The following is a 26949-nucleotide window of genomic DNA, read 5'->3' as shown; positions in this document are numbered from 1 at the left end:
CGTGCGCCCTAGCGTTGAGTAAGCCGAAAGGAATGAGGTTTAGGGGAACCAACCATTCCGGCATACGAGTGATCTCACAACTGCAGGATCGTTAACTACTCGGCACAACAGCGGCCGCGGCGCGCAACCACAGGGGCCCGGTCTGTCGTGTCTTGAGAATCGAGCGCGTGCAGGGCTCGCCTCCCCCGGGGAGCCCTGCACGTCTATTCGACAACGTTTGCCACGGATCAGGTGTGGCGGTGATCGGTAACCAGCCGACCACAGATGATTCGGAACCGCCGTAGCGATGGATTGCCCGATTCGTAAAAATTCTTTGCCGAGACTTACTGACGCGACCTGATCGCTCTTCGCGCGTTGGGATCGTCAGTGGGCACGACTACGCTAGGGGCGTGGTTGCTGCCCTATATCGTCGATACCGGCCCGAGACTTTTGCTGAACTCATCGGGCAGTCTCAAGTGACCGATCCGCTGCGCACAGCGTTGCGCACCGACCGTGTGAATCACGCCTATTTGTTCAGTGGGCCGCGAGGCTGTGGCAAGACGACATCCGCCCGAATTTTGGCACGCTGTTTGAACTGTGCTGAGGGCCCGACCGACACTCCGTGTGGCGTCTGCCCATCCTGCGTTGAACTTTCTCGTGACGGTGGTGGATCGCTCGACGTTGTTGAGATTGACGCGGCAAGCCACAACGGTGTTGATGATGCCCGTGATTTGCGCGAGCGTGCTGTGTTTGCTCCGGCCCGTGACCGTTTCAAGATTTTCATTCTCGACGAAGCCCACATGGTTACTCCTCAAGGCTTCAACGCGATGCTCAAAATTGTGGAAGAGCCGCCCGAGCATGTGAAGTTCATCTTTGCGACAACCGAGCCAGACAAAGTGATTGGCACGATTCGTTCGCGCACTCACCACTACCCATTCCGGTTGGTGCCGCCCGCTCAAATGCTTGACTACGTTCAGCAGCTCTCCGAGAGCGAAAAGGTAGAAGTTGAGCCAGGTGTTTTGCCGCTCGTCGTGCGGGCAGGTGGCGGATCGGTTCGAGACACGCTCTCGCTACTCGATCAGTTGATCGCCGGCTCAGACACCGCGATGGTCGGCTACGAACGTGCCGTTGCCCTGCTGGGCTATACCCATGCAGAACTGCTTGACGAAGTGATTGATGCCCTCGGCTCTGGTGACGCCGCTGCCGCATTCTCTTCAGTTGATCGCGTCATTCAGACCGGTCAGGATCCGCGCCGTTTCGTTGAAGATCTTCTTGAGCGGATGCGCGACCTCATTGTTGTTGCGGCAACCGCCGACCATGCAGCAAGTGTTTTGCGAGGTATCCCGCAGGATCAACTTGAACGCATGGCCCAACAGGCACACACTCTGGGCGCTGCTGAACTGTCCCGCGCCGCCGACGTCATCAACTCGGCCCTCTCTGAGATGACGGGGGCGACATCCCCACGACTGCACCTTGAGCTGATGATTGCGCGCATTTTGGTTCCGGCGAGCGACAACACCCAGCGCGGTGCGCTCGCTCGTGTCGAACGCCTCGAACGCCGAATCGGCATCGAGGGTGACGGATCGTTGCCCGCGGCAGCTGCCACACCATCCGCTCCCGCGCCCGCAGCGACACCCGCTGCGTCACCAATGACTCCTCCCGTTACGGCGCCAGCGGCGCGTGTCGAGCCACCAGCGCCGGCCGCGCCCTCGGTCTCGTCCCCGGTCTCATCGAAACCCGCGGAATCCGGCAGCGTACTGTCGACTCCTCCCGCAGCAGCGCGCACCACTCCCGTCTCAATCCAGCAGGTGAAAGACGCCTGGCCAGAAATCTTGGATGTCGTGCAAAAGCTCAAGCGCACGGCGTGGATGGTCGTCTTCACCGCCAAGCCGCTTGAGCTTCGTGATGACAAAATTCTGGTACTTTCCTTCCCCAGTGAACGCGATGTTGATGCGCTCAAGCAGCGCAGCGCCCCTGGCGAAGGTGTCGGGGATTACCTCAAGAAAGCCTTCATCCACGTGCTCGGCTTTGAACCGGCACTTATGGCACGCGTTGAAGGCACCTCTCCGGCTCCTGCCGCAACTGCTCCTCAGAACTCATCGGCAGCTCCGACCCCCACGGCTGAATCTCAGCCTCGCGCCACTCCACCCGCTCCGCCAACTCCACCCACTCCGCCCGCCGGCGATGAAGGCCCGGAACCGGAGGAACCAGCGCCAGCGGAAGATCGTGAGCCTGGCGGATGGGCGGTAGCGGCCATCCCCGAGTCCGAGCCAGAGCCAGAGGGTGATCCTTCGATGTCGCGCAGCGCGGCAGCTGCAGCATCGAGCGCGGCCAAACAGGACGTCCCCAAGGCATCGACACCGGCGTCAACTCCCGACGCGGCATCCGCCCCGCCAGCGGAAGAGCCACGACCATCAATGTCAGCTGCGGCAGCAAAGATCGACAAATCTCGCTACGGAGAGTCAGTGGTGCGCGAACTATTGAATGCCACCTTTATCGAAGAGCAGCAGGTTGCTCCACGCGTAACGCCCCAGCCGAGAGACGAGTAACCCGTGTACGACGGAATTGTTCAAGAACTGATCGACGAACTCGGGCGTCTCCCCGGCATTGGTCCCAAATCTGCCCAGCGCATTGCATTTCATATTCTTCAGACGGAAAGCTTCGACGTTCGTCGACTGGCAGAACTGCTCAACGACATCCGTGACAAAGTACATTTCTGTGCAATCTGCGGCAATGTTACCGAGCACGAGACCTGCTCCATTTGTCGTGATCCGCGCCGCTCACCCGCAACAATCTGCGTTGTTGAGGAAGCAAAAGATGTCGTCGCCATCGAGCGCACTCGCGAATTTTCTGGGCTGTATCATGTACTCGGTGGAGCTATCAGCCCCATCGACGGAATCGGTCCAGACCAGTTGCGCATCAAGCAACTCTTAGGCCGGTTGGCTGACGGCGTCGTCACAGAAGTCATCATCGCGACCGACCCCAATCTCGAAGGTGAAGCAACCGCTACCTATCTGACGCGGCTTCTGGTTCAGCCCAACCTTCGAATTTCGCGCCTCGCATCGGGTCTTCCGGTCGGCGGAGATTTGGAATATGCCGACGAGGTCACACTCGGCCGTGCCTTCGAGGGCCGCCGAACAGTAGACCGCTAGCGCATCCCGTAACGAACTCGGCGGGGCGTGCGCACACCGTTAGACTCGCACTTTGGGCAGCATTTGCCCGCCAAATCCCGCTTCAGGAGAACAATGAGCCTCATCGTTCAGAAGTTCGGTGGCTCATCCGTTGCCGACGCTGAGAGTATTAAGCGCGTCGCAAAACGGATCGTCGAGACCCGTAAAGCCGGAAACGACGTCGTTGTCGTAGTTTCTGCGATGGGCGACACCACAGACGAACTCTTTGACCTCGCCGAACAAGTCGTGCCCGTACCGACTGGCCGCGAGCTTGACATGCTACTGACCGCGGGCGAACGAATTTCTATGGCGCTCCTCGCGATGGCCATCAAAAGTTTGGGCGTTGACGCCCGCAGCTACACCGGCAGCCAAGCCGGTATGGTCACGGATGCCCAACACGGGGCCGCACGCATTGTGGAGGTTTCGCCTCGTCGCGTGCAAGAAGCGCTCGATGATGGCGCGATCGCGATCGTCGCCGGGTTCCAAGGCTTCAATCGCGGAACCGGTGACATCACTACTCTCGGTCGCGGAGGATCCGATACGACAGCGGTTGCGCTTGCGGCAGCTCTCGGTGCCGAGACCTGCGAAATTTACACCGATGTTGATGGCATTTTTACGGCCGATCCCCGCATCGTGAAGTCGGCCCGCAAAGTCAATGTCGTCACGTGTGAAGAAATGTTGGAACTGGCCGCTTCTGGCGCAAAGGTTCTCGACGTGCGCGCGGTTGAATACGCTCGTCGGCACGGGGTAACAATTCACGTGCGGTCGTCGTTCAACAACAACACAGGCACGTTAGTAGTCAATCCGAAGGATGGAGAGAGCGTGGAAGAAGCAATCATCACAGGTGTTGCCTCCGATCTGAGCGAAGCGAAGATCACGGTAGTTGGGGTTCCCGACGTGCCAGGTAAGGCCGCGCAAATCTTTACGATCGTGGCCTCGGCAGATGCCAACATCGACATGATCGTTCAGAACGTTTCGCTGGCATCCACGGGTCGCACCGATATTTCATTCACCTTGAAGAAGTCGGATGCCGAAGACGTGCTTCGTGCGTTGACGTTCCATCAAGAAGAAGTTGGCTTTGAGTCGCTGCAGCACGATGACCAGATCGGAAAGCTCTCGGTCGTTGGCGGCGGAATGCGCACGAATGCTGGTGTTTCGGCGCGACTCTTTACGGCGCTATTTGAGGCCGGGATCAACATGGAGATGATTTCCACCAGTGAGATTCGCATCTCGGTTGTCACTCGGGCCGATACGGTTGCAGAGGCGGTGCGGGTTGTCCACACCGCATTCGGGCTTGATGGCGATGAAGACGCGGTCGTTCACGCAGGCACTGGTCGCTAGTCGGCCATAATTGTTCATCGTTTGCTGCGATGGTGGCGAACACAGAGTTTCAGGTAGAGGGTCTCATGGTTAACGCGGGCATCCGTATTGGTGTTGTTGGTGCAACGGGTCAGGTTGGCGCTGTTGTGCGTCGTCTGCTTGAGGAGCGCGATTTTCCGGTTGCAGAGATTCGCTTCTTCGCGTCGGCACGAAGCGCTGGCACGACTCTGCCGTTCAAGGGTGAGCAGATCACTGTTGAAGATGCGTCGATTGCCGACCCAACGGGCCTCGATATCGCGATTTTCTCGGCCGGAGCCACGACGTCGTTGGCGCAGGCTCCGCGGTTCGCTACTGCCGGTGTCACCGTGATCGATAACTCTTCGGGCTGGCGCATGGACCCTGACGTTCCTTTGGTCGTCAGTGAGGTTAACCCGCACGCGATTGATCAGGCAGTCAAGGGAATCATTGCGAACCCGAACTGCACCACGATGGCCGCAATGCCCGTATTGAAGGTTCTGGATGCCGAAGCGGGCCTTGAACGCCTCATCGTGAGTACGTACCAGGCTGTGTCGGGCGCTGGTCTTGCTGGTGGCGAAGAGCTGCTCGAGCAGGCTGCTGCTGCGGTCGCCCAAAACACGATGGGACTCGTTGAGGATGGCGCGGCGGTCACGATGCCGGCCCCGAACAAGTTCCCCAAGAACATTGCGTTCAACGTTGTACCTCTCGCGGGCAACATTGTCGACGACGGGCTCAACGAGACCGACGAAGAGAAGAAGCTGCGCAACGAGAGCCGTAAGATTCTCGAACTGCCCGGCCTGTTGGTCAGTGGCACGTGCGTTCGCGTCCCGGTGTTCACGGGTCATTCGCTGTCGATCAACGCCGAGTTCGGCAAGCCCCTGAGCCCGGAGCGGGCGAAGGAATTGCTGGCGGATGCTCCGGGTGTCAGCCTCAGCGACATCCCGACGCCTCTCGACGCTGCCGGTGCCGACCCGAGTTTCGTGGGCAGAATTCGCGCGGACGAGGGTGTACCGAACGGCCGTGGTCTTGCGCTCTTCATTAGCAATGACAACCTACGCAAGGGTGCGGCTCTTAACGCTGTTCAGATTGCCGAGCTCGTTGCCGCCAAAATCGCCGCGAAGGCATCGGCGTAACGGGAACCACTTCCCGCTACAGTCGCACAGAATTCCCGATGAGGTTCGACACTTTCACTCGCACGATCATGGTTGCCGTTCTTGTCGCGGTCACGCTAGGGCTTGCGTCGTGTACAAGCGCCGCAGCAATGAACGAACCCGCCCTTTTTGCCGCTGCCGACTCCGAAGCGCCTCGAGTCGCTTTCTATGGGGATTCCTACACGCGAGGAACGGGAGCTACAGATCAGGCCTCGCGGTGGTCGACCGTTCTCAGCAACCAGAATGGCTGGAGCGAATTCAACCCGAGCGTTAGCGGCTTAGGCTTCATGCGAAATCGCACACTGTTTGGGCAGGGTGACCTTCCTGACCTCATCATCGAAGAGAATCCTGACGTGGTGATTGTGGTGATGGGCCTTAACGACAACTTCACTTTCGATGCCTTTGCCGATGAGCTTCCCGGCCAGATATTGAGCGACTTCGAGCGTCTGTCGGCAGAGCTTCCTGATGCGCGACTCGTCGTCGTTGAACCGTTTTGGTACAAGGAAGAACGTCCAGCTTCCGTCGAGGCAATTATTTCGTGGGTGCACGATGCCGCGGCTGAAGTCGATGCCGATTATGTGCCCTATGCGTCATATTGGCTGACGGGGCATCCGGAATGGATGTCTAGTGACAACCTTCATCCGAATGACGCCGGTCACGCCGCAATTGCCGCACGGATGGAGCGCGCACTCCGCGCCTTGGATTTCTAACGGGTTCACTGTGCGGTCGAGGCGAAGTGCAAGCAATCGCTTGGGGCGTCTGCGTCGAACTCCTGTCATGAAATTTGATTCCGTTGCACGCACTATTGCGGCGACAGTTGCCATGGCCGCAGCTCTTGGCCTCGCGGGCTGTAGTGCGACAGAGCCAGCGGATGACCGTGACCCGAACGCGGTGCGTGTCGCGTTCTATGGTGATTCCTACACTCTCGGCACCGGTGCATCCACTGCCGAGAACCGCTGGTCGACCGTGATCTGCCAGCAACGGGGCTGGAGCGAGTTCAATCCGAGCGTCAATGGGCTGGGGTTTATCAACAATCGCGGCGCCTTTGGTGACGGTGACCTACCGAGTCTTGTGATTGCCGACGATCCCGACATCGTTTTCGTAACCATGGGCCTCAATGACAATTTCAGTTTCGATGCTCGAGCTAGCGACATCCGCTCGCAAATTAGCGCCGATTTTGATCGATTGAAGACAGCCCTTCCTGATGCCCGATTCATTGTTGTCGAGCCATTCTGGTACACGGATGCGCGCCCAGAGTCCGTGGCAACGATCATTGGTTGGGTAGAGGATGAGGCCTCCGCGATCGGCGCCGACTACATCTCCGGTGCCTCGCACTGGATCGAGGGACACCCTGAGTGGATGGCGAGTGACGGACTGCACCCCAACGACGACGGTTACGCGGAGCTGGCGCGGCGGATGGATCAGGCGCTTCGCAACTTAGGTCTCTAATGGACGGCTAAAGTAGAGCCGTGAAGAAAACCGTCGACGTCGCGCTTATCGGCGGCGGAATTATGAGTGCCACCTTGGGAACGCTGCTTCAGAAGCTGCAGCCCGACTGGGATATCCAGATCTTCGAGCGTTTGGGCGATCTTGCCCAAGAGAGTTCGAACCCGTGGAACAATGCTGGCACCGGTCATTCCGCGCTGTGCGAGCTTAATTACACTCCGCAAAAGAGCGATGGCTCTATTGAGATTTCGAGCGCGGTGAAAGTCAATGAGCAGTTCCAGGTGTCGCGCCAGTTCTGGTCATACCTCGTGAACGAGGGTGCGTTGCCCGAGCCCAGCTCATTCATCAACCCGACCCCGCACATGAGCTTCGTGTGGGGCGAAACAAACGTCGAGTACCTGCGCAAACGTTTTGATGCGCTCAAGGATCATCCACTATTCGCTGGCATGGAATACAGCGAAGACCCGGCAGTCATTCATGGGTGGGCACCGCTCATGATGCCGGGTCGACGCAAGTCGGAGCCCATAGCCGCTACCCACATTCCTTCGGGGACTGATGTTGACTTCGGAGCGCTCTCGCACTTCATGGTTGACACTCTTGTCGAGTCTGGCGCACAGCTTAATACCGGAATCCGGGTGACCAATCTCAAGAAACAGCGGGATGGTCTCTGGAATCTCTCGCTTCGTCATGACGTGGGCGGAACCCCGGTGGAATCCGTAGCCGCCCGATTTGTTTTCGTTGGCGCCGGCGGTTATGCCCTCAATTTGCTTCAGAAGTCTGGCATCAAGGAGATCCGCGGTTTCGGCGGCTTCCCAGTCAGCGGCGAGTTCTTGCGCACTGACAATCCAGAAGTTGTTGCCGCCCACAGTGCCAAGGTCTATGGCAAGGCTGCCGTCGGTTCACCTCCAATGTCGGTTCCTCACCTCGATCTTCGTGTGGTCGATGGTCAGGGCAGCCTGATGTTTGGCCCCTACGCCGGATTCAGCCCCAAGTTCTTGAAAACTGGGTCAGTTCTTGACCTCTTTGCTTCCATTCGCTGGCACAACCTGCTGCCGATGGTTGCCGCAGGCATCAGCAACCTCTCGCTCGTGAAGTACCTCATTGGGCAACTCCTCGCGAGCCCAGAGACGAAGTTTGATGAACTCAAGAACTTTGTTCCCAATGCCAAGCCTGAAGACTGGTACCGCATTACGGCCGGTCAACGCGTGCAGGTGATGAAGAAAGACCCGAAGAAGATCGGCGTCCTGCAGTTTGGTACCGAGGTGGTGTCGTCGGCTGACGGCAGCATTGCTGGTCTTCTTGGAGCGTCTCCAGGCGCGTCTACCGCTGTTCCGATCATGCTGGGTTTGGTGGAGAAGTGCTTCCCTGAGCGCATGAACGACTGGCGTCCGAAGATCGAGAAGATGATTCCGAGCTTCGGGCAACAGCTTTCGGACTCACCTCAGCTTGCACACGAAACACTCGAACGCACAGCGAAGGCTCTCCACATCCACCCGTAGCACTGCCGCTCGCGCTGATGCAGAGCAAGGCGCGTAGACGTACCCCGAGAGTGGGGTACGTAACGTACCCCGATAAGTGGCATACTGTAGCTGTTGTTGCAGTATGGCGAAGGGGGTGGGCGGATGTCTATTGGCTTGCCCGCGCACTTGCGCCAAGAGAGCGTTCGCCGTGCCTTTGCCCGTACCGCCAATACCGTCGCATTTCTTTTGCTTTCGCTTGCATTTGTCGGAGTGCTCAGCATTTACGCCAACGACGACGCTATTTCGCTCTGGTCTGCATCACTTGCGCTGATTCCGCTGCTCGTTACGGTGTGGCTGGTCAACTCCAACCGAACGCCTTTTTTCTCTGTCGCACACGTCTTAATCGGCGGCCCAGCACTCTATTGGTACGCGCTCACTGTCGTCTCGCAGCTCAGGCCGTTGGGGGACGCGGGCCGGTATCTCCTCGATCTCCCTCAAATCGCGATCATGCTTATCGGTGGTTCGGGACTTACGTTAGTTTCCGCCATCGTTTGGTGCACTATTGGGCTCGTGGTGGCCGAGCTCGCCGTAACGCTAGCGGTCTGGCAAGTGCTCGGCACATTTGCACTTCAACCTGCCGTGTTGGTGACCTATTTCGTGGTCGTCGCGGTCTTAATCACGTTGCGGTTCAGTCAGCGCGGTGTTCGCCGCGTTCAATCAAATTTGCATCGGGCCGCCCGTGATGAGGAGATGGCATCGTTGCGATACGGGATCGAAGCAACGTCGGCCGCAGTGATGCACGATACGGTGCTCGGGCATCTTGCTGCGATTGCTCACGCACCCTTTGGTGCGATTGACTCTCGGCTGCAAGTTCAAATCAATCGCGATCTCGAAGTGCTCGTTGGCGAGGAGTGGCTCTCCGAATCGAACTCCGACGGTATTGAATCAGCACGAGCGGACTGGCACAGCAGCGAGTTGCTTGTTGCGGTGACTGAAGCTCGTGAACTTGGACTTGAGGTCGAAGTCACTGGGGACTTGACCGCACTCTCATTGCTCGATGCGCGCGGAGCTTCTGCCCTCGGGCCTGCGGTCAAGCAGTGCCTTGTCAACGTCATCAAGCACTCGGGAACGCTGCACGCTGAGGTGGCGATCTTTGGATCCGCTGACGAAGTGAGTGTTCTCGTTGTGGATGCGGGCAAAGGTTTCGAAGAGGCGGAAACGGGGGAGGACCGTCTCGGTTTGCGGCAGTCAGTGCGTCGTCGAATCGAACTCGTCGCCGGAACCGTTCAAGTGTGGTCGACTCCCGGTCGAGGAACATCCGTAATGATTCGTGTACCAACCGGATCGACCAACTCCGTCACTTCACCGGGCGGAACGCTATGAATGCGAAGACTGCCCCGACACCGATTGCGGGCGCCTCATCGCCGCAGACCGGATCAACGCGGGTGGCGATCCAGCAACTCGATCCGCTGGGAACTCTCGACGGGCGCCCCATTAGCGTGACCGCAGGCATTGCCGTGGTGTTGTTCACGGCTCTCATGCTGTGGAGCAGCGCGGGTGACCCTGTCGATCCCTGGCTCGCTGGCTTGGCGCTTATCGCCGTGCTGGTTACAGCAGTGGTACTGATTTTGGGAACGAGCCCCCTGAGGGCGCCGTTTACGGGCGCTATGCACGCGCTCGGGGTGGGGTCGTCCATCATAGCTTTCGCCTTGATCTCGGCAGCCCTAGGCGGCGCAACCGCACTCCCCACGGCGTATTGGGCACCTCTGGTTGTTGGCACGACGTGCATTGCGCTCGCACCCTATCGCCCGGTGCGTGAACTCGTTGCCGTGGGAATCGTGGCGTCCATTTTCACTGGATTTGCGGCTCTCGTGTGGTCGAGTGGATCGACGAATACGAGCCAGATGATCGTGATTCTATTTTCGATCACACCAGTGCTGACGATGTCGCTCGGCGGCGCCGCTTTCGCCCGCTCACTGGCATTGAGCCACCAGCGGTGGGAGTCGCGGGCAGTCTATGGGGCTCGTCGTCTGCGTGAGCGTCAGCACGTGAGCGTTGCCCGTTCTGTGCAGCAAGACCGAGTAACCATTCTGAATCGCTTTGTTGTGCCACTCTTTGCCGAACTCTCCTCCCGAGGAATAGTGTCACCAGACGATCGCGCGAAAGCGGCAGAATACTCTGCATCGCTTCGCGAGCTCATGGTCACGGAGGTCAATCGCAGTTGGCTTGAGTCCGTGGTGGCGCAAGCGTTCGGTTCCCTGGATGACGGCACTCTCGTGCAAGACCCTCATCGGCTGGCGAACGCCATGACAGCTCACCAGCGCACAGCGCTGCGGGCAGCAGTGCTTGCTGTGGCAACGGGGGGAGAGCTCTCCCGTGACAGCGTGCGGCTCTCAATCGAGAAAACGTCAACGGGAGCGATGATCGTTGTGCGGGCAACAGTGACTTCGTCAGAATCGTCTTGGCGGTCATCCCTTGCTCCCTATTTTGCGGTACTTCGCGTGGTATTTACTGGACTTCAGATTTCCTATCGATCACCCTCACTCACCGTTAGGTTCACTTATGACACCCCCTGATTCTCAACTCAGTGCGCATCTTGGGGATCGCGCACCGATTCGACTGGCGATCTTGGACGATCACGAAGTTCTCCTCGACAGTCTCAACAGTTGGATAACCAACAACGCCCCAGACTTCGACGTAGTGCTCACGGCCAGCACGTGGCTGCAATTGGTGCACAGCGACCGTTTCCCGACCGAGTTGGTCTTTCTTGATTTCCAGCTCAAGGAGCCGGTATCAATCGAAGCGCGAGTGCGCACGTGTCGAGCTGCTGGCGCCAAAGTTATCGTGCTCTCAAGCCTTGATAGTCGAGAAGCACGCGAACGAGCGCTTTCGGCGGGAGCGGCGACGTTCTTGTCAAAATCGTTGCCGATGCAAGAGGTGATGGATGCTGCTCGCGAAATCATGGGCGTAGAGCCCGAGGGTGGTGCGCAGCTTGATTGGCGGCCGCTACCCTCTGGCTCCGCTGACCAATCAAAGCCAAAGCTCAGTGCCGGTGAGGCGGATGCTCTAACGCTGTACGCTTCTGGACTAAGCACACCCCAGGTCGCAGAACGCATGAATGTGCAATACGAGACTGCGAAGACATATCTTCGTAGGGTGCGTGAAAAGTACGCAAAGGCAAACCGGCCGGCAAGCAAAAAGGCTGACCTGATCCGTCGGGCCGCTGAGGATGGATTTCTACGCTGATGAGCAAACTGTATTTCCGCTACGGAGCCATGAACAGTGGCAAGAGCACCGCGCTGCTGCAGGCTGCGTACAACTACGAGGAACGCGACCAGCAGGTGCTTCTGGCCAAGCCTCACGTCGATACCAAAGGCGACAACTACATCATTTCGCGCCTCGGTGTCACCCGCCAGGTCGATTTCACCGTTTCTCCAACCGATGACGTCTACGAAGTCTTTGCCCGAGAACGCGCCAGAGTGTTTGAGAAGACCGGTTTGCCTGTGAGCTGCCTGCTCGTGGATGAGGCGCAGTTCTTCACCGAGGCTCAAGTGGATGACCTCTTGCGTATCGCGATCGTTGAGCGCGTGCCCGTGTTGGCGTACGGCATCCGTACTGACTTTCAGACTGTAGCTTTTCCGGGCAGCCGGCGGTTGCTTGAGATCGCCCACTCGCTTGAAGAACTCAAGACCATCTGTCGTTGTGGGCGCAAGGCTGTTTTCAATGCACGCACGGTCGGTGACGAGTTCATCTTTGATGGCGATCAGGTCGCCATTGACGGCGTGGATGTCGGCTACCAGTCGCTCTGCGGAGCCTGCTACCTAGAAGAGAGCGGCGGCGTTCTCAATAGTGGGTGGCGCCCGAAGATCGATTTCAGCTATGGAAGCGCGCCCGACGCAGACTTCTCGTAGATAGCAGCAATTTGCACACGCTTTAACGACTAAACGCCTTCCCGAGGGAAGGCGTTTAGTCGTCTCTGTGATGAAACAGATTTTTTGTCGGGGTAGCGGGATTTGAACCCACGACCTCTTCGTCCCGAACGAAGCGCGCTACCAAGCTGCGCCACACCCCGATCATTAACCACTGACGTGATCAACAGATCAAGAATAGCCGATATCTCCGGCGGTGAGAGTCACAACCACCGCTTCTGGCTTGCAGGCGAAGCGAACCGGGGCATAAATTGATGTTCCGAGGCCTGCGCTGACGTTCAAGAACGCGGCGCGACGCAAGTGGTGCCAGATGCTGAGACCGCTAGCCTGCTCGCGAGGAATGTCGCAATTGGTGACCAAGGCCGGCATTCCGGGAATCCGCACCTGACCACCGTGAGTGTGTCCAGCAAAAATCGCATCGGCACCATTCGTGACCAGAGCGTCGAGCACGCGGCGGTAGGGGGCGTGTGTGACACCGAGCGCGACAGTTTCTGGGCCGTGACGGTCATCTGCCCACCCGACGTTTTCGCGCATCTCTTCGATGTTGGCTGGCAGGCGATCTAGGCGCTCCCAGCCGCGGTGTGCGTCGGCGGTGCCAAAGAGTTCAAGGCGGGAACCGCGGAGTTCGATGGCACGAGCATGGTTGTTGAGGGAGAGCCAGCCGAGTTGATCCTCGAAGTACGCATTAAGGGCATCCGTGTCGAGGTGTTCGACGGGCCGGTGATTCGAGGTTGGCGCAGTGAAGTAGGTGAACGGGTTCTTGAACTGAGGACCGTAATAGTCGTTCGATCCGTGAACGAAGACTCCCAGGGTGCCCTTAAACGGCTCGAAAGCACGCTTAATGCCGAGGATGCCGTCGGCGTGCCCCAAATTGTCACCCGTGTTGATGATGAGGTCGGGTTCGTAGGCGGTGAGGCCGCGAACCCAGTCTTGCTTACGGGTCTGCCACGGTGCCATGTGCAGGTCGGAGATGTGAAGCACCGTGATGTCACGTGCGCCAGGGTCAAGGATCGGCAGCGTCTCGTGACGAACAGTGAACGCGTTGCGCTCAACGAGCGAACCCCAGGCGAAGGCAGCTACCCCTGCTGCGGCTATCGCACCGAGTGCGGTAGCCGCAGGGGAGAGATGTCGGCTCATGGACAAGGCGTAATCTGACCCACGGTTAGGGTGATCGTTGTCGATAGCTTCACTTTCAAACCAGCCGCGGGGCTTGAAGATATGACCTTTCCGTCGCGAGGATCCCCAGGCGGAACGGTTTCGCAGCCCTGACTCACATTCGAGAATCCCGCGTCGTTCACAATGCTCTTGCCGGCGTTGTAACTGTTAGATTGACCATCGCCGACCGCGTCGGGAATCTCTCTCAAATTTTGTTTGCTGGTGTAAACGGTGATCGTTGCACCCGCAGCGGACTGCGTTCCCGCTGCAGGATTAGTTTGTACAACCTGTCCAGCAGGTAAATCGGAGTCGATTGCACCGCCATCTTTAACGGTGAAGCCTAAGCTCACAAGCACCGACTTCGCTTGCTCTAAAGTTTGCAGTCGCACGTCGGGCACTTCAGTGCCAGAGCCGGTCAGCAGGGATGGGTCTGGTTCGCTAAAGGCAGTACCGGGGTACTTCGCGTTGAGTACTGTATCGGTCGCTTTCGTAATGTAGTGACGTAAGCGATACCCCTGTACGCCCGCATACGAGACGCGGCTGATGTCTTGCTCTCCGATGCTATTACCTACCCAGGTAGCAGTGCCATAACGGGTAGTTCCAGTCGCCATCCACGTTTGGTTTGCACCGTCAGTGGTTCCCGTCTTACCGAAGATCGGAATGCCATCGTTCGGGTCTGCATACGCGGCGTTTCCGCGGTTCAGAACCTCTTTCATGACAAACGCAGCAGTGGCAGCGACTTCTGGCGAAATCGCTTGACGGCAGTTCTGCTCTTGTCCTCCCAAATCGTTGTTTCGGGAGTCAATTGCTTTGTCGATGATGATTGGCTCGCACCACAGCCCTCCAGCGCCGATCGCTGCATAGGCAGAGGCCAGACTTAGAGGGGTAACAGTGTTTGTTCCAATTACCGAGGACGGGTAACTTTCTAGCTCTTTGCCATCGGCGCGTTGGACGCCCAAAGCTGCAGCGACGTTGCGGATATTGCATTGGTCGAGTTGGCTGGCCATCGAAAAGAAGATTCCGTTGATCGATTCTGCAGTGCCCTCAGCAACGGTATAAATTCCGCGCTCACCACCGTTGTTCTTGAATTCCACGGGACCCGAGTATGGTCCGTTGCAGGTATCAAGGAACTGTGAACCTTGCATCGTGCGCGCGGTTCCCTCGAGGCGGTCATAGATTCCGTTGCCCTGATTGAGCCACTCGATCAGGGTGAATGCCTTATAAGTGGAGCCGGGCTGGAAACCTGTCGAACCGCCGTAGTTGAAGCTGGTGTTGTAATTGACGGCTGAGGTGTCGACACCACCACCGCTAGCGGTGTCGTCGAAGACCTTATTTTCGGCCATCACCCGTACGCGACCCGTGCCGCCTTCAACGGTCGAGGTCGCGCTACCGAGCGCATACGAAGTCTCGCTTGGTGGAGCGTAAGTCCAAGTCGCGTTTTGTGAGGCAATCTGCGCGTCGAGATCGAGGGTCGTGTAGAGCTTGTAGCCTCCCTTTTTCCAGTTGGCAGCGCGTTCATCAGGAGTGTCGCCCAAGAATCCGAAGTCGCCAACACTCTTGACCACGTAGTCGCAGAACCACTTGGCGTATTTATTAGCAGCGATGCAGCCGTTCTTGGGTGCTGACGGAACGACGCTTGTCTCATCCACTTGAATCGCTACAGCTTCGTCATACTCTGCCTGCGTGATCGATCCCACTTCGAGCATCGCGTAGAGAATTACATCGCGACGCTCTTGATTGGCGGCGAAGTACTCAGGGTCTGCGAGGTTGCGCACGCTTGGCTCTTGCACGATTGCGATGAGGCTCGCTGATTGCTCAAGCGAAAGGTCCTTAGCGTCGACACTGTAATAGCGTTGTGCAGCCGCTTGGATGCCATAGGTGGCATTGCCGAAGTTGGCGATATTGAGATACGCGGTGACGATCTCTTTCTTCGTGTATCGCTTCTCTAGCCCGATCGCTAGCTTCATCTCTTTCAACTTGCGGTCAAATGAAGTGGCGACAGCCTTCTCGTAGGCGGCTTTGCGCTCGTCTTCGTTTGGCAGTGATTCCGCTTCGGAAATATAGGTGTTCTTCACCAGCTGCATGGTGAGAGTAGAGGCACCACTCTCAATTCCGGAGCTGATGACGTTGCCCAGGGCTGCACGCACGAGGGACGTGAGGTCAACCCCACCGTGATCAAAGAAGCGACGGTCTTCACCGTCAACGGTGGCGTCAATCGCGTACTGAGAGATCTGGTCGTAACTGACCTCTTGGCGGTTCTGGTCGTAGATCGTAGCTATGGGGTAATAGCCATCAACGTTGCCCTTGCCGGTGAAGTTGGCATAGATCGTGTTGCGCTCTGGCTGCTGGTCGATCTCGAGATAATCCGGGAGACCATCAAAAATGCCGATAGTACTGGAAGCAGTGATGCCGGTCACGGCGAGGGCGGGGGCGACCATCGCGGTAATGAGGAGACCAGCGAGCGCACTGAAGCTAACAAGTCCGGCAATTGCCGACACTATGCCACGACGCGGAATATTTTGGGCAGACATATGATCAAGAGTAAGGGATCATTGATAACGCCATGCTGAACGGGAGCCGCAAATATGCCCACTTGGGAGTACCTGACTACACCACTGATGGTGCACAATTCCACCGCAATCCTCAATAACTGGGGTTCTGAGGGCTGGGAACTCGTGCAAGTCGGCACCGGCCCCGAGGGCGGCCCGGTTGCTTATTTCAAACGCATCAAGGAAGAGAACAAGTAATGTCACAGCTTGATGAGCGTCTTGCCGAGCTTAATCTCACCGTTCCTGAATTTTCGAAGCCTCTCGCTTCCTATCTGCCAGCGATGGTCACGGGCAACCTTGTCTTCACCTCGGGCCAGTTGCCTCTGGTTGACGGTGCGCTTCCTGCTACCGGCAAGGTTGGCGCGGAAGTGGATGCTGATGCAGCCCACGAGTACGCCAAAACGTGTGTTCTCAACGGCCTCGCTGCCGCTAAGGGCGTCATCGGGTCTCTCGATCGCATCACCCGGGTAGTGAAGGTCGTAGGCTTCGTAGCGTCCGACCCCAGCTTCACGGGGCAGCCTGGAGTCATCAATGGAGCTTCGGAACTGCTCGGCGAGATCTTTGGTGAGGCAGGCAAGCATGCTCGTAGTGCTGTTGGTGTTGCCGTTTTGCCCCTCGATGCTCCCGTTGAGATCGAGTTCGTTTTCGAGTTCGCGTGATCGAAGTGTGGTACCCCGGCCAAGCTGGGGAGAACGCTCCATTTCGCCGATTTGAGTTGGGCGAGTGGGATCCGACGCATGCTGGCGTAACTCTCAGCGCGCGCCGACTCGTGCAAGATAGCCGTGAAGTGGGGGATGGCGACATTTTTGTTGCCATCGGCACTGCGGCATCCCCGGCACTGCCCTACATTGCCCCGGCGCTCGAGCAGGGCGCTGTTGCGGTGCTCGTCGATGCGGCGGCCGCTGACGGTGCGAGCTTTGGCGAACGTGTGTTTGCGATTGAGAACCTCCGTGACGTGATCGGTGTCATGGCGGATGCGTTTGTCGGGCATCCATCGCGGTCGATGTCGATGGTCGGCATCACAGGCACAAACGGAAAGACATCAACCGCTCACTTGTTGACGCAGGCGTGGCATCGGTTGGGAGTGACATCGGCGACGATCGGCACTCTCGGTGCGGGTATCACGGGAGAGCACCGCATCAACATGGGGATGACGACTCCGCAGGTTACGGCTGTTCACCAATTCTTGGATGATTTTCACCGTGCCGGGGTAGAAAACGTCGCCATGGAGGTCAGCTCCCATGCGCTAGAGCAGCGTCGTGTCGACGGCGTCGAGTTCGACATTGTGGCGTTCACCAACTTCACGCGCGATCACCTCGACTATCACGGGTCGATGGAGGAGTACGCGGCGCAAAAGGCGAAGATCTTCTCTCTCCCCGGTGTACAAACCGCCATCCTCAACTTGGATGACGCGGCGGCCGAGAATCACTTTCATCACACGCTTCCTGAGGGAATGCGTGGAATCGGAATGACCTCAAATGGTCACTCTGAAGCCATTGTTCGAGCAGAGAACGTGCAGCTCACGACTGAGGGTCTCGAGTTTGATCTCGTGATCGACAGTGAACGCCATCACGTTGCTAGCGGACTTATCGGCCGGTTCAACGTCGACAACTTGCTGACGTGTGCGGCAGTCTTGTGGGCTCAGGGCAGTGAGCCGCGAGTGATCGCTGAAGTGCTTGCCCCACTTGAGCCGGTGCTTGGTCGGATGACCCGCATCCGTGAAAACGACCAGCTGCCATTGGTCGTTGTGGACGCTGGGCACACCCCCGATGCCGTGCGCCACGCCGTCACGGCATTGCGCGAGTCTGGCCATGCTCGAGTCGTCACGGTATTTGGCGCGACCGGTGATCGTGACCCAGGTAAGCGCCCCGAGATGGCGCGCATCGTCGAAGAGGGCTCCGACCTGATCGTTGTTACCGACGACGACGTGCACAACGAAGATGGCGACCAGATTGTGGCGCACATTCGGGCCGGCTTCGAGCATCCGGAACGTGTTGTCGAAATTCGTGATCGGGCCACAGCAATTGCCTATGCGATCGATGCTGCGAATGCCGATGACGTTGTGTTGTTGCAGGGCAAGGGTCACGAGCCGTACCAAATTGTTGGCAATGAGCGCGTGCCATTCAGCGATATTGACACGGCTATTCGGCTGCTCAAGGAGCGCGCGAAGTAGCAGAACTACACGAAGGCCGGGTCGCAATCGCGACCCGGCCTTCGTGTGTGCTCCAGCGAACTATTTGAGCTTGTCGGAGATGATCTGCATCACTGTAGTGTCAGCGAGGGTGGTGGTGTCACCAATCTCGCGACCCTCCGCGACATCCTGAAGCAGGCGGCGCATGATCTTGCCAGAACGTGTCTTGGGCAGTTCAGAGACGATGAAGATCTCGCGCGGGCGTGCAATCGCGCCGATCTCCTTCGCGACGTGCTGACGCAGTAGGGCACTAGCTTCGGCTGCAGTCTGGGCGTGCTCTTGGTTCGACTTGATGATGACGAAGGCAACGACGGCCTGACCTGTCGCTTCATCAGCGGCGCCGACGACTGCGGCTTCGGCCACGATCGGATTCGAGACGAGAGCGGATTCGATCTCGGTGGTCGACAGGCGGTGACCGGAGACATTCATGACGTCATCCACTCGGCCAAGCAACCAAATGTCACCATCTTCGTCGACGTGGGCGCCGTCGCCAGCAAAGTACTGTTCGCCGTCGAGCTGGGGGAACTTCGACCAGTACGTTTCCTTGAAACGCTCCGGGTCGCCCCAAATGCCGCGCAGCATTGCAGGCCACGGTTCGGAGACGACAAGCAACCCGCCATTAGGTGGGTCAACCCGGGTGCCATCTTCGCCGAGGATATCGATTTTGATTCCCGGGATCGGAACCTGCGCCGAACCGGGCTTGAGTGTCGTCAGGCCAGGCAACGCCGAGACCATGATCGCGCCCGTTTCGGTCTGCCACCACGTATCAACGATCGGGGTGGAGCCTCCACCGATCACGTCGCGGTACCAAATCCACGCTTCCGGGTTGATGGGCTCACCCACGGAACCGAGCACGCGAATCGAGCTGAGGTCGTACTGCTCGGGAATCTGACGCCCGGCCTTCATGAACGAACGGATGGCGGTGGGCGCCGTATAAAAAACGCTCACCCCAAATTTTTGGATGATCTCCCACCAGCGGCCCTGGTTGGGAGCGTCAGGGGTTCCTTCGTACAGAACCTGCGTTGCGCCGTTCGCGAGGGGACCATAGGTCACGTAGGTGTGGCCGGTGATCCACCCAACGTCGGCGGTGCACCAGTACACATCAGTTTCGGGCTTCAGATCGAACACGTTCTTGTGAGTGAAAGCGGCCTGCGTGAGGTACCCACCACTCGTGTGCAGGATGCCCTTCGGCTTGCCCGTCGTGCCCGAGGTGTAGAGCACGAAGAGAGGGTTCTCGGCGGGGAACCCCTGTGCCTCGTGCTCGGGCTCCGCTGCCTCAATCTGATCGTGCCACCACAGGTCGCGGCCCTCGGTCCACTCGACATCGTTGTCGCCGCGCTTGACGACCAACACATTGGTGACACTGGATTCCCCGTTGGCGAGTGCGGCATCCACTGCGGATTTGAGGGGAAAGACTTTACCCTTGCGCCAGCCACCATCGGCGGTGACAACAAGCTTGGCGCTCGCGTCGTCGATGCGGCTGCGCAGGCTTTCGGCACTGAAGCCGCCGAAGACCACCGAATGGGCGGCGCCGAGGCGAACTGTGGCAAGCATCGCGATGACCGCTTCGGGCACGAGGGGCATGTAGATGGCAACAACGTCGCCCTGACCAACGCCGAGCGCTGACATTGCATTAGCGGCGCGCTTTACTTCGGCGGTGAGTTCGGCGTAGGTGATGCTGACGCTGTCGCCTGGCTCGCCTTCCCAGTGGATGGCTATGCGGTCGCCGTTGCCAGCGAGGACGTGACGGTCAAGGCAGTTGTAGGCAACGTTGAGCTCGCCGTCGGCGAACCACTTGGCGAATGGAGGAGTAGACCAATCTAGGGTTTCGGTGAATGGCTTGTGCCAGTGGACGTATTCCCGAGCTTTATCGGCCCAGAATTCGACACGATCCTCTTTGGCTGAGCTGTAGAGGTCGGCGCTCGCCTCCGAGGCAGCAGAAAAGGCCTCTGACGGGGCAAAACGGCGAGATTCGTGCAAAAGACTGTCAATGGAATTACTGGGCATTTGATCCTCTTCGATCGTGTGATTACGTTTCTTGACCACGTGCTTTCTGAAAGTATTCCACCGATTCTAGAACCTCCATTGCGGCCGCATACCGTTGCGTTACACTGAAAGTCGTCGAATGCAAGTTCGGCACGCGGCAATCTTGATTCCCCCCAATCGATTGCCGCGGTGGCGGCGTCTATTCCCCCCAATGGACGCCGCCCCTCTCTCGTTAACGGGCAGTCGTCGATTAACGGGCAGTCGTCGATTGATGGGCGGTTGTCGATCAGCCGAAGCAACTCCTCCACACTCCTTGCCATTGTCGTTGGGACACGAGTTCGAGCGGGCGCCCGTTCCTGTCGGATGATCGCTCTTACTGTTGCGGCGTGACTGAGACAGCGAGTGCCCCCGATACCGTTCCTTTTGTCGCCCGTCGACAACTGACTGCCGAGACCACTCGCAGGGTGGGTGTGCCCGTTGGCGGTACACACCGGGAGAGTGGGCCTATGCCGAGCGCGCCAGAGCTGAGTGGGTCAGAACCGAGTGGGCCGCTCGATGTTTCGGCGTCTGTCAACTCGGGAATCAGTCGCGCAATTGCCCCACCTCATGGAGGGCTGGTTCGGGATACCGCAGCACAGGTTGTGCACGAATTCGGGCCACTCGCCCCCTACGTCGGCCGGCCCAACATCACTGACGTATTTGTGAATGGTGCAGCGCACGTCTGGATCGACCGGGGTGGTGGCCTAGAGACGGTCGGCGACGTGGGGATGACCGAGGCGGATTTGCGCGCGCTCACGGTGCGCCTCATCAACCTTGGCGGCCGCCACATTGATGAAGCGACCCCCTGCGTCGACGTGCGGTTGGCCGGGGGCATCCGCGTGCACGCCGTACTGCCACCGATTTCACCAACCGGAACACTGCTATCGATTCGGGTCCCCAGCCGCCAACCATTAGGGCTTGGCGAACTCGACCTCGCCGGGTTCTTCTCCGAGGTGCCGCTTGCGCGAGTGAAGGCCCTCATCGACGGGCGCTCGAATGTTCTCATTTCTGGAGCATCGGGAGCAGGCAAGACCACGTTTCTTGGCGCACTATTAGGGGCGGCATCCGAGTCAGAACGCATTGTGGCCATTGAAGATGTTGCTGAGCTTCGAGTGGAGCATCCCCACTTCGTCTCGCTTGAGGCTCGGCAAGCAAACCTTGAGGGTGCTGGCGGCTATGGTTTGCCCGCTCTCGTGCGAGAAGCACTGCGGATGCGGCCAGACAGGCTCGTCTTAGGGGAGTGCCGTGGAGCGGAGATCCGCGAACTTTTGAGTGCGTTGAACACCGGCCACGATGGCGGTGCTGGCACGGTGCATGCGAATTCGCTCAAGGATGTTCCTAGCCGTCTTGAGGCGCTTGGCGCGCTCGCGGGGTTGGATGCTCCCGCAATCGCGCGGCAGGCAGTGAGTGCGATTGGGGCGGTGCTCCACATCGATCGAATTGATGGCAAGCGCAGGCTCACCCATGTTGGGCGGCTCGTGCTCGATGATCATGACCGGCTAGCGATAGCCGATCTCGAATGAAACGCGCTCCCTCGCAACTCCCTGAAGTCGCCAGTGTTACGCAGCGTTTGGCGGTCCTCCTGAACGCGGGGCTCGCTCCGTCGTCAGCGTGGCGGCACGTTGCTCGAGGGCGGCCAATCGAGAGCATTGCGGCGGCGGTAGCTGCGGCAGGTGATGATTCCGGTGGTGCTCCCGAACGGATCGTGCGTGCATCCGAGACTCTGCCCGCACTTGATCGGCAGGCGTGGAACTCTCTCGCTGCGGCTTGGTTCGTGGCTGGCCAGGTCGGAGCACCTCTTGCTGGTGCGCTCCGAACACACGCGAGGGCGCTGCGGATGCTCGTGCAGGTGCAGCGCGAAGTTGCCACAGCCCTCGCCGCCCCGGTAGCGACAGCCCGCATGGTGTTGGCGTTGCCTGCGGTCGGACTCCTGTTCGGCGCGCTGCTGGGTTTTGACACGTTCGGAGTGCTCGCAACAACTCCGATCGGGTGGGGCTGTGTGGTGATCGGCGTCGGACTCATTCTTGTGGCAGTGCGGTGGAACCGGCGGCTTGTGACGTCCGCGACACCCACTCGGGCGGCTCCGGGTTTGGAGTGCGAACTTATGGCAATCGCTGTCACTGGTGGTGGGTCACTTGTGCAGGCGCGGACTGTTGTGGCGCGGGCTCTTGAGCGATTCGAGCTTCCCGGCGACGGTGATCACCTAGACGAGGTGTTGCAGCTCTCACAGGAGGCAGGAATTCCGGCAGCTGAGCTATTGCGCGCCGAAGCCGATGAACTGCGCTTGACGGCAGATGCGGATGCCCGTGCCCGAGCCGCAGCGCTCTCTGTGCGGCTCATGCTCCCGCTTGGGCTGTGTGTGCTTCCCGCTTTCATGGTGCTCGGGGTGCTGCCGCTTATGGTCGCGGTCATCTCATCCACCGTCGCCGGATTCTGACCGTGTTCCACACCTTGGGGGCTGGCGCCTCGAGTGCTGCTCGGGCTCGACAGGCTAAAGGGACTCGGCCGCAGACTGCGCTACAGCGCACGAAGGAGTACTTCATGAACGATCCGCACCTTGCCCGTTTTCCCGCCCTCGAACCGGGTCGGGGGAGTCGCCGACGATTGTTCGAGCAACGAGCGCAGCCGCAGCGTACTCTAGGGCTCCGCGCTCGAGATCGCGGTCGAGCCTCGGTTCTACTCCGCTCCGAACGTGGCGCCGCCACCGCCGAATACGCCATCACCACCCTTGCGGCGGTCGGCTTCGCTGGCCTTCTCGTCGTTGTGCTTCGTTCTGGAGAAGTGCGTGGCATGCTCACCGACCTCATCCGCAGTGCGCTCTCCATCCCCTCCTAGAACTGCGAGACAGGGCAACGGCGAACGCCTTGGCCTCCCCGACCGTGGCAGCGTCACCGCAGAATTTGCTCTGGCGCTGCCCGCCGTCGTCCTTGTACTCGTGTGTTGCCTCAGCGGGGTGCAACTGGCCGGGCTGCAAGTGCGACTGCAGGATGCAGCAGCAGCGTCAGCGCGCAGTCTCGCTCGCGACGAAAGTGTCGCAAGTGTCGCAGCCACGGCATCCGCCCTCGTCTCCTCGGCACGACTCACCCCTCAACACCGCGACGACCTCGTGTGCGCCACCGTAAGCGCTCCAGCGCGCAACGCCCTGCTCGGGTTGCTGCCGATCACGCTCAGCGCCAGCAGCTGCGCGCTCGCAGGAGGTAAGTAGTGTCCTTCGGGCTCGAGCGGCCGGGTGCGAAGCGGCCCGGAGTGCGCAGTCAGGTGAGGGAAGCACGGGGCGCGGGCACCATCCTGATGGTCGGCCTCGTCGCTACCGTCATCGCACTTACCGCGCTCGTCATCCCGCTCTACTGGGCGCTGAGCGTGAAGCACGCGCTCGCCGGAGCAACCGATGCTGCTGCACTTGCGGCGGCCGACACCGCTAGTGGCCTCATCGCGGGTTTTCCCTGCACCAACGCCGAGCGACTCGCGGTCGCAAATGACGCCCATATAGAGGAGTGCACAGTTGATGGGCGTATTGTCACGGTTACCGCTAGTCGCCGCATCCTCGGCATACTGGTCACAACGAGCGCCACAGCAGGGCCACCCCCAACCAGGGCGGATTAGGCAACTGAGCGGTCGGTGTGTGTATTGTGTCGCTGACAGTGGCGCTGCCACCGGTCAAGTGCGTCATCACCCAAGGAGTCCCGTGTCTGGCACCAAAAAGCTTGTCATTGTCGAGTCGCCCACCAAGGCCAAGACGATAGCCAAGTATCTCGGTGACGACTACGACGTGCTCTCCTCGGTCGGCCACATTCGAGACCTCGTCGAACCTCGCAACCTGCCACCCGAGCTCAAAAAGGGTTCCCTTGGCAAGTTCTCTGTCGATGTCGACAACGACTTTGAGCCCTACTACGTCGTTTCCGACGCCAAAAAGAAAACCGTTTCCGAACTCAAGAAAGCGCTCAGCGGAGCCAACGAGCTCTACCTCGCAACTGATGAGGACCGCGAAGGAGAAGCCATCGCGTGGCACCTCCTCCAAGTGCTCAAGCCCAAAGTTCCCGTCAAGCGCATGGTGTTCCACGAAATCACCGAAGACGCCATTGAAGCGGCCATCAACAACACCCGCGACGTCGATACTGCACTTGTCGACGCTCAAGAAACCCGCCGCATCCTCGACCGCCTCTACGGTTACGAAATCTCCCCAGTGCTCTGGCGCAAAGTCGGCCCCGGCCTCTCCGCCGGCCGCGTCCAGTCAGCCGCCACCCGCCTCGTTGTTGAGCGCGAACGTGAACGCCTCGCCTTCATCACCGCCAACTACTGGGACCTCATCGCTCAGCTCTCGCCAGATAGCGAAACCAACGGCTTCGAATCAAAGCTTGTTCGCCTCGACGGCAAGCGTGTAGCCGCCGGCCGCGACTTCGACGACCGCGGAAACCTCAAGGGCGACGCTGTAGCGCTCGACGAGAAAGCTGCCCAAACCCTCGCAGACGCACTACGGATGCCCAGCACCACCATCACCGTGAAGACGGTTGAGACCAAGCCATACACGCGTCGCCCCGCAGCACCATTCACCACATCGACGCTGCAGCAGGAGGCCGGCCGCAAGCTGCGCTACTCCGCACGCCAAACCATGAGCGTCGCGCAGTCGCTCTACGAAAATGGTTACATCACCTATATGCGAACCGACTCTTCGTCGCTGTCGCAACAGGCCATCACCGCCGCGCGCACTCAAGCCGTCGCGCTCTACGGTGCTGACGCCGTGCCAGACAAGCCCCGCGTCTACGCCAGCAAAAGCAAGAACGCTCAAGAAGCCCACGAAGCAATCCGCCCTTCCGGTGACACTTTCCGCACCCCAAGCGAATTGCAGTCAACGCTGCGCGGCAACGACTTCAAACTCTATGAACTGATCTGGAAGCGCACCGTCGCCTCACAGATGGCCGATGCCAAAGGCTCAACGGCATCCATCACCATCACTGCCGGTGAAGCGCCCGTCGCCGAATTCTCGGCAAGCGGAACCATCATCACCTTCCGCGGCTTCATGCAGGCCTACGAAGAAGGCCAAGACGAAGAGCGCAACGCCACCGCCGAGCCAAAAGAAGCAAAGCTGCCTCCGCTCAAAGAAGGTCAGACGCTCACGCTGCTCGAGGTCGAAGCCAAAGGCCACGAGACCAGCCCGCCGCCTCGCTACACCGAGGCAAGCCTCGTCAAGAAGCTTGAAGAGCTCGGTATCGGTCGCCCATCAACCTACGCGTCGATCATCTCCACGATCATCGACCGGGGCTACATAACCCCGCGTGGCCAAGCACTTGTGCCCAACTGGATCGCCTTCTCGGTCATCCGTTTGCTCGAAGAATATTTCGGCGACTTGGTGCAATACGACTTCACCGCTGGCATGGAAGATGACCTCGACCGCATCGCCGGTGGCAGCCAGAACCGGGTCGAATGGCTCAAGTCGTTCTACTTCGGCGACGACAAGTACCGCGGCCTTCGCACTGTTATCGACAACCTCGGCGAAATTGATGCCAAGGAAATTAACTCGATGAAGCTGTCGGATGAAGTGACCCTGCGCATCGGAAAGTACGGCCCGTACCTGGAGACCCCCAGTGACGACCCCGAGAAACCGCGCCGCGTCAACATTCCCGAAGCACTTGCGCCAGACGAACTCACACTCGCTAAAGCCGTCGAACTTATCGAGGCCCCCGTTGTCGGCGACCGCGTTATCGGCGTGAACCCCGAAAACGGCAAAGAGATTGTCGCCAAGGATGGACGCTTCGGCCCCTACGTCACAGAGCTCGAACCAGAACCTGAGCCCGTTCCTGAGCCAGTCGAAGAGATTGACCCCAAGACTGGCGAAGTAAAAAAGGCTAAGAAGCCTAAAAAGGTCGCCGTCGTAAAGCCGCGCACTGCATCCATCTTCAAAACGATGGAACTCGACGCAATCGACCTCGATACTGCGCTCAAACTGCTTAGCCTGCCCCGCGTTGTTGGTGTTGACCCCGAAACCGGTGTGGAAATTACCGCCCAAAACGGACGCTACGGCCCCTACCTCAAGAAGGGCGTAGAGACTCGATCACTCACCAGCGAAGACCTCATCTTCGAGATCGACGTAGCCGGGGCTGTTGAACTTTACGCGCAGCCCAAATACGGAAACCGCGCAGCATCCAGTGCCCTCAAAGAGTTCGATGCCGACCCTGTCAGCGAAAAGCCGATCAAGATTAAGGATGGCCGCTTCGGTGCTTACGTAACCGACGGCACGACTAACGCCACGATCCCTCGCGGCGAAACTGTCGAAGACGTCGACTTTGAGCGCGCCGTGCAATTGCTCGCCGACAAGCGTGCCAAGGGGCCAGTCAAGCGCAAGACGGCAGCAAAGAAGCCTGCCGCGAAAAAGCCCGCAGCCAAGAAGCCCGCAGCCAAGAAGCCAGCGGCCAAGAAGCCAGCGGCCAAAAAGCCTGCAGCCAAGTCGGCCACCGCAAAAACGACTGCGGCAAAGACCACCGCTGCGGCAAAGAAACCGGCGGCCAAGAAGCCGGCAGCCGTGAAAGCTGCCGCATCGTCGGCTGACGAAATCAAGTAG

At 59.2% G+C, this 26949-nt stretch carries 22 protein-coding genes, 1 tRNA gene and 1 pseudogene; 20 read left to right on the top strand and 4 right to left on the bottom strand.

The features are described from left to right. Positions 1-389: 389 nt before the first annotated feature. The 11 genes from ACOH1Z_RS09980 (at position 390) to ACOH1Z_RS09930 (ending at position 12455) form a co-directional block, all read left to right on the top strand. On the top strand, positions 390-2528 hold the full coding sequence (locus ACOH1Z_RS09980) for a DNA polymerase III subunit gamma and tau (protein ID WP_449648344.1): 2139 nt from the start codon (positions 390-392) through the stop codon (positions 2526-2528). 3 nt (positions 2529-2531) lie between these two features. Then, positions 2532-3131 (top strand): recombination mediator RecR, encoded by a 600-nt coding sequence (gene recR, locus ACOH1Z_RS09975; RefSeq protein ID WP_449648343.1) that lies wholly within the window; start codon positions 2532-2534, stop codon positions 3129-3131. Between the two features lie 93 nt (positions 3132-3224). Next, positions 3225-4490: an aspartate kinase gene (locus ACOH1Z_RS09970; RefSeq protein ID WP_449648342.1), complete on the top strand. Its 1266-nt coding sequence runs from the start codon at positions 3225-3227 to the stop codon at positions 4488-4490. Between the two features lie 29 nt (positions 4491-4519). Further along, entirely contained in the window at positions 4520-5620 is a 1101-nt protein-coding gene (locus tag ACOH1Z_RS09965) for an aspartate-semialdehyde dehydrogenase (protein ID WP_449648341.1), read from the top strand. 38 nt (positions 5621-5658) lie between these two features. Further along, positions 5659-6348 carry an SGNH/GDSL hydrolase family protein gene (locus ACOH1Z_RS09960; protein WP_449648340.1) on the top strand — a complete coding sequence of 230 codons (690 nt, stop codon included), beginning with the start codon at positions 5659-5661 and terminating at the stop codon, positions 6346-6348. A 67-nt stretch (positions 6349-6415) separates the two neighbouring features. Then, a complete protein-coding gene (locus ACOH1Z_RS09955) occupies positions 6416-7087 on the top strand; it encodes an SGNH/GDSL hydrolase family protein (protein WP_449648339.1) in 672 nt (223 codons plus the stop codon). 20 nt (positions 7088-7107) lie between these two features. Beyond that, positions 7108-8583 (top strand): malate:quinone oxidoreductase, encoded by a 1476-nt coding sequence (locus ACOH1Z_RS09950; protein WP_449648338.1) that lies wholly within the window; start codon positions 7108-7110, stop codon positions 8581-8583. Between the two features lie 123 nt (positions 8584-8706). Continuing rightward, a complete protein-coding gene (locus ACOH1Z_RS09945) occupies positions 8707-9927 on the top strand; it encodes a sensor histidine kinase (protein ID WP_449648337.1) in 1221 nt (406 codons plus the stop codon). Then, on the top strand, positions 9924-11120 hold the full coding sequence (locus ACOH1Z_RS09940) for a hypothetical protein (protein ID WP_449648336.1): 1197 nt from the start codon (positions 9924-9926) through the stop codon (positions 11118-11120). The genes ACOH1Z_RS09945 and ACOH1Z_RS09940 overlap by 4 nt, the downstream gene beginning before the upstream one ends. Next, positions 11107-11790 (top strand): response regulator transcription factor, encoded by a 684-nt coding sequence (locus ACOH1Z_RS09935; protein WP_449648335.1) that lies wholly within the window; start codon positions 11107-11109, stop codon positions 11788-11790. Before ACOH1Z_RS09940 ends, ACOH1Z_RS09935 begins: the two co-directional genes overlap by 14 nt. Next, positions 11790-12455, top strand: coding sequence for a thymidine kinase (locus ACOH1Z_RS09930; RefSeq protein WP_449648334.1), 666 nt, complete (start codon positions 11790-11792; stop codon positions 12453-12455). Before ACOH1Z_RS09935 ends, ACOH1Z_RS09930 begins: the two co-directional genes overlap by 1 nt. An 87-nt stretch (positions 12456-12542) precedes the next feature. On the opposite strand, the gene ACOH1Z_RS09925 is transcribed toward ACOH1Z_RS09930, so the two are convergent. The 3 genes from ACOH1Z_RS09925 to ACOH1Z_RS09915 all read right to left on the bottom strand — a co-directional run bounded on the left by ACOH1Z_RS09925 (position 12543) and on the right by ACOH1Z_RS09915 (position 16159). Then, positions 12543-12616, bottom strand: a tRNA-Pro gene (locus ACOH1Z_RS09925). Positions 12617-12644: 28 nt separating this feature from the next. After that, complete coding sequence (locus ACOH1Z_RS09920; RefSeq protein ID WP_449648333.1) at positions 12645-13610, bottom strand: metallophosphoesterase; 966 nt, start codon at positions 13608-13610, stop codon at positions 12645-12647. After that, a complete protein-coding gene (locus ACOH1Z_RS09915) occupies positions 13607-16159 on the bottom strand; it encodes a transglycosylase domain-containing protein (RefSeq protein WP_449648332.1) in 2553 nt (850 codons plus the stop codon). Before ACOH1Z_RS09915 ends, ACOH1Z_RS09920 begins: the two co-directional genes overlap by 4 nt. Positions 16160-16213: 54 nt before the next feature. On the opposite strand from ACOH1Z_RS09915, the pseudogene sp36 reads away from it, so the two are divergent. The 3 genes and pseudogenes from sp36 to ACOH1Z_RS09900 all read left to right on the top strand — a co-directional run. Continuing rightward, a pseudogene (gene sp36, locus ACOH1Z_RS09910) lies at positions 16214-16354 on the top strand (Sp36 family protein); the annotation flags it as partial. Positions 16355-16374: 20 nt separating this feature from the next. Continuing rightward, positions 16375-16836 (top strand): RidA family protein, encoded by a 462-nt coding sequence (locus ACOH1Z_RS09905; protein ID WP_449648331.1) that lies wholly within the window; start codon positions 16375-16377, stop codon positions 16834-16836. After that, entirely contained in the window at positions 16833-18350 is a 1518-nt protein-coding gene (locus ACOH1Z_RS09900) for a UDP-N-acetylmuramoyl-L-alanyl-D-glutamate--2,6-diaminopimelate ligase (protein WP_449648330.1), read from the top strand. Before ACOH1Z_RS09905 ends, ACOH1Z_RS09900 begins: the two co-directional genes overlap by 4 nt. 60 nt (positions 18351-18410) lie before the next feature. Here the strand turns inward: ACOH1Z_RS09900 and acs are convergent, their stop codons facing one another. Next, on the bottom strand, positions 18411-20375 hold the full coding sequence (gene acs, locus ACOH1Z_RS09895; protein ID WP_449648329.1) for an acetate--CoA ligase: 1965 nt from the start codon (positions 20373-20375) through the stop codon (positions 18411-18413). 365 nt (positions 20376-20740) lie between these two features. Between acs and ACOH1Z_RS09890 the strand changes: the two genes are divergently transcribed. The 6 genes from ACOH1Z_RS09890 to topA all read left to right on the top strand — a co-directional run bounded on the left by ACOH1Z_RS09890 (position 20741) and on the right by topA (position 26949). Continuing rightward, positions 20741-21916, top strand: coding sequence for a TadA family conjugal transfer-associated ATPase (locus ACOH1Z_RS09890; RefSeq protein WP_449648328.1), 1176 nt, complete (start codon positions 20741-20743; stop codon positions 21914-21916). Further along, on the top strand, positions 21913-22830 hold the full coding sequence (locus ACOH1Z_RS09885) for a type II secretion system F family protein (protein ID WP_449648327.1): 918 nt from the start codon (positions 21913-21915) through the stop codon (positions 22828-22830). The genes ACOH1Z_RS09890 and ACOH1Z_RS09885 overlap by 4 nt, the downstream gene beginning before the upstream one ends. A gap of 104 nt (positions 22831-22934) precedes the next feature. Then, positions 22935-23228, top strand: a complete 294-nt coding sequence (locus ACOH1Z_RS09880; protein WP_449648326.1) for a DUF4244 domain-containing protein — start codon at positions 22935-22937, stop codon at positions 23226-23228. Then, the gene (locus tag ACOH1Z_RS09875; RefSeq protein ID WP_449648325.1) at positions 23206-23598 is read left to right on the top strand and encodes a TadE family type IV pilus minor pilin; all 393 of its coding nucleotides are present in this window, start codon (positions 23206-23208) and stop codon (positions 23596-23598) included. Before ACOH1Z_RS09880 ends, ACOH1Z_RS09875 begins: the two co-directional genes overlap by 23 nt. Continuing rightward, entirely contained in the window at positions 23598-23996 is a 399-nt protein-coding gene (locus ACOH1Z_RS09870) for an Rv3654c family TadE-like protein (protein ID WP_449648324.1), read from the top strand. Before ACOH1Z_RS09875 ends, ACOH1Z_RS09870 begins: the two co-directional genes overlap by 1 nt. Positions 23997-24078: 82 nt before the next feature. Next, a complete protein-coding gene (gene topA / locus ACOH1Z_RS09865; RefSeq protein WP_449648323.1) occupies positions 24079-26949 on the top strand; it encodes a type I DNA topoisomerase in 2871 nt (956 codons plus the stop codon).

This window comes from Rhodoglobus sp., assembly GCF_053580035.1.
The sequence above is the reverse complement of the archived record's forward strand: the minus strand, read 5'-3'. Positions and strand labels throughout refer to the sequence as shown.

Coding starts and splice junctions, on each gene's coding strand:
- ACOH1Z_RS09970 (WP_449648342.1), top strand. CDS start 3,225: ATGAGCCTCATCGTTCAGAAGTTCGGTGGCTCATCCGTTGCCGACGCT.
- ACOH1Z_RS09965 (WP_449648341.1), top strand. CDS start 4,520: ATGGTGGCGAACACAGAGTTTCAGGTAGAGGGTCTCATGGTTAACGCG.
- ACOH1Z_RS09960 (WP_449648340.1), top strand. CDS start 5,659: ATGAGGTTCGACACTTTCACTCGCACGATCATGGTTGCCGTTCTTGTC.
- ACOH1Z_RS09955 (WP_449648339.1), top strand. CDS start 6,416: ATGAAATTTGATTCCGTTGCACGCACTATTGCGGCGACAGTTGCCATG.
- ACOH1Z_RS09945 (WP_449648337.1), top strand. CDS start 8,707: ATGTCTATTGGCTTGCCCGCGCACTTGCGCCAAGAGAGCGTTCGCCGT.
- ACOH1Z_RS09940 (WP_449648336.1), top strand. CDS start 9,924: ATGAATGCGAAGACTGCCCCGACACCGATTGCGGGCGCCTCATCGCCG.
- ACOH1Z_RS09935 (WP_449648335.1), top strand. CDS start 11,107: ATGACACCCCCTGATTCTCAACTCAGTGCGCATCTTGGGGATCGCGCA.
- ACOH1Z_RS09930 (WP_449648334.1), top strand. CDS start 11,790: ATGAGCAAACTGTATTTCCGCTACGGAGCCATGAACAGTGGCAAGAGC.
- ACOH1Z_RS09920 (WP_449648333.1), bottom strand. CDS start 13,610: ATGAGCCGACATCTCTCCCCTGCGGCTACCGCACTCGGTGCGATAGCC.
- ACOH1Z_RS09915 (WP_449648332.1), bottom strand. CDS start 16,159: ATGTCTGCCCAAAATATTCCGCGTCGTGGCATAGTGTCGGCAATTGCC.
- ACOH1Z_RS09905 (WP_449648331.1), top strand. CDS start 16,375: ATGTCACAGCTTGATGAGCGTCTTGCCGAGCTTAATCTCACCGTTCCT.
- acs (WP_449648329.1), bottom strand. CDS start 20,375: ATGCCCAGTAATTCCATTGACAGTCTTTTGCACGAATCTCGCCGTTTT.
- ACOH1Z_RS09885 (WP_449648327.1), top strand. CDS start 21,913: ATGAAACGCGCTCCCTCGCAACTCCCTGAAGTCGCCAGTGTTACGCAG.
- ACOH1Z_RS09880 (WP_449648326.1), top strand. CDS start 22,935: ATGAACGATCCGCACCTTGCCCGTTTTCCCGCCCTCGAACCGGGTCGG.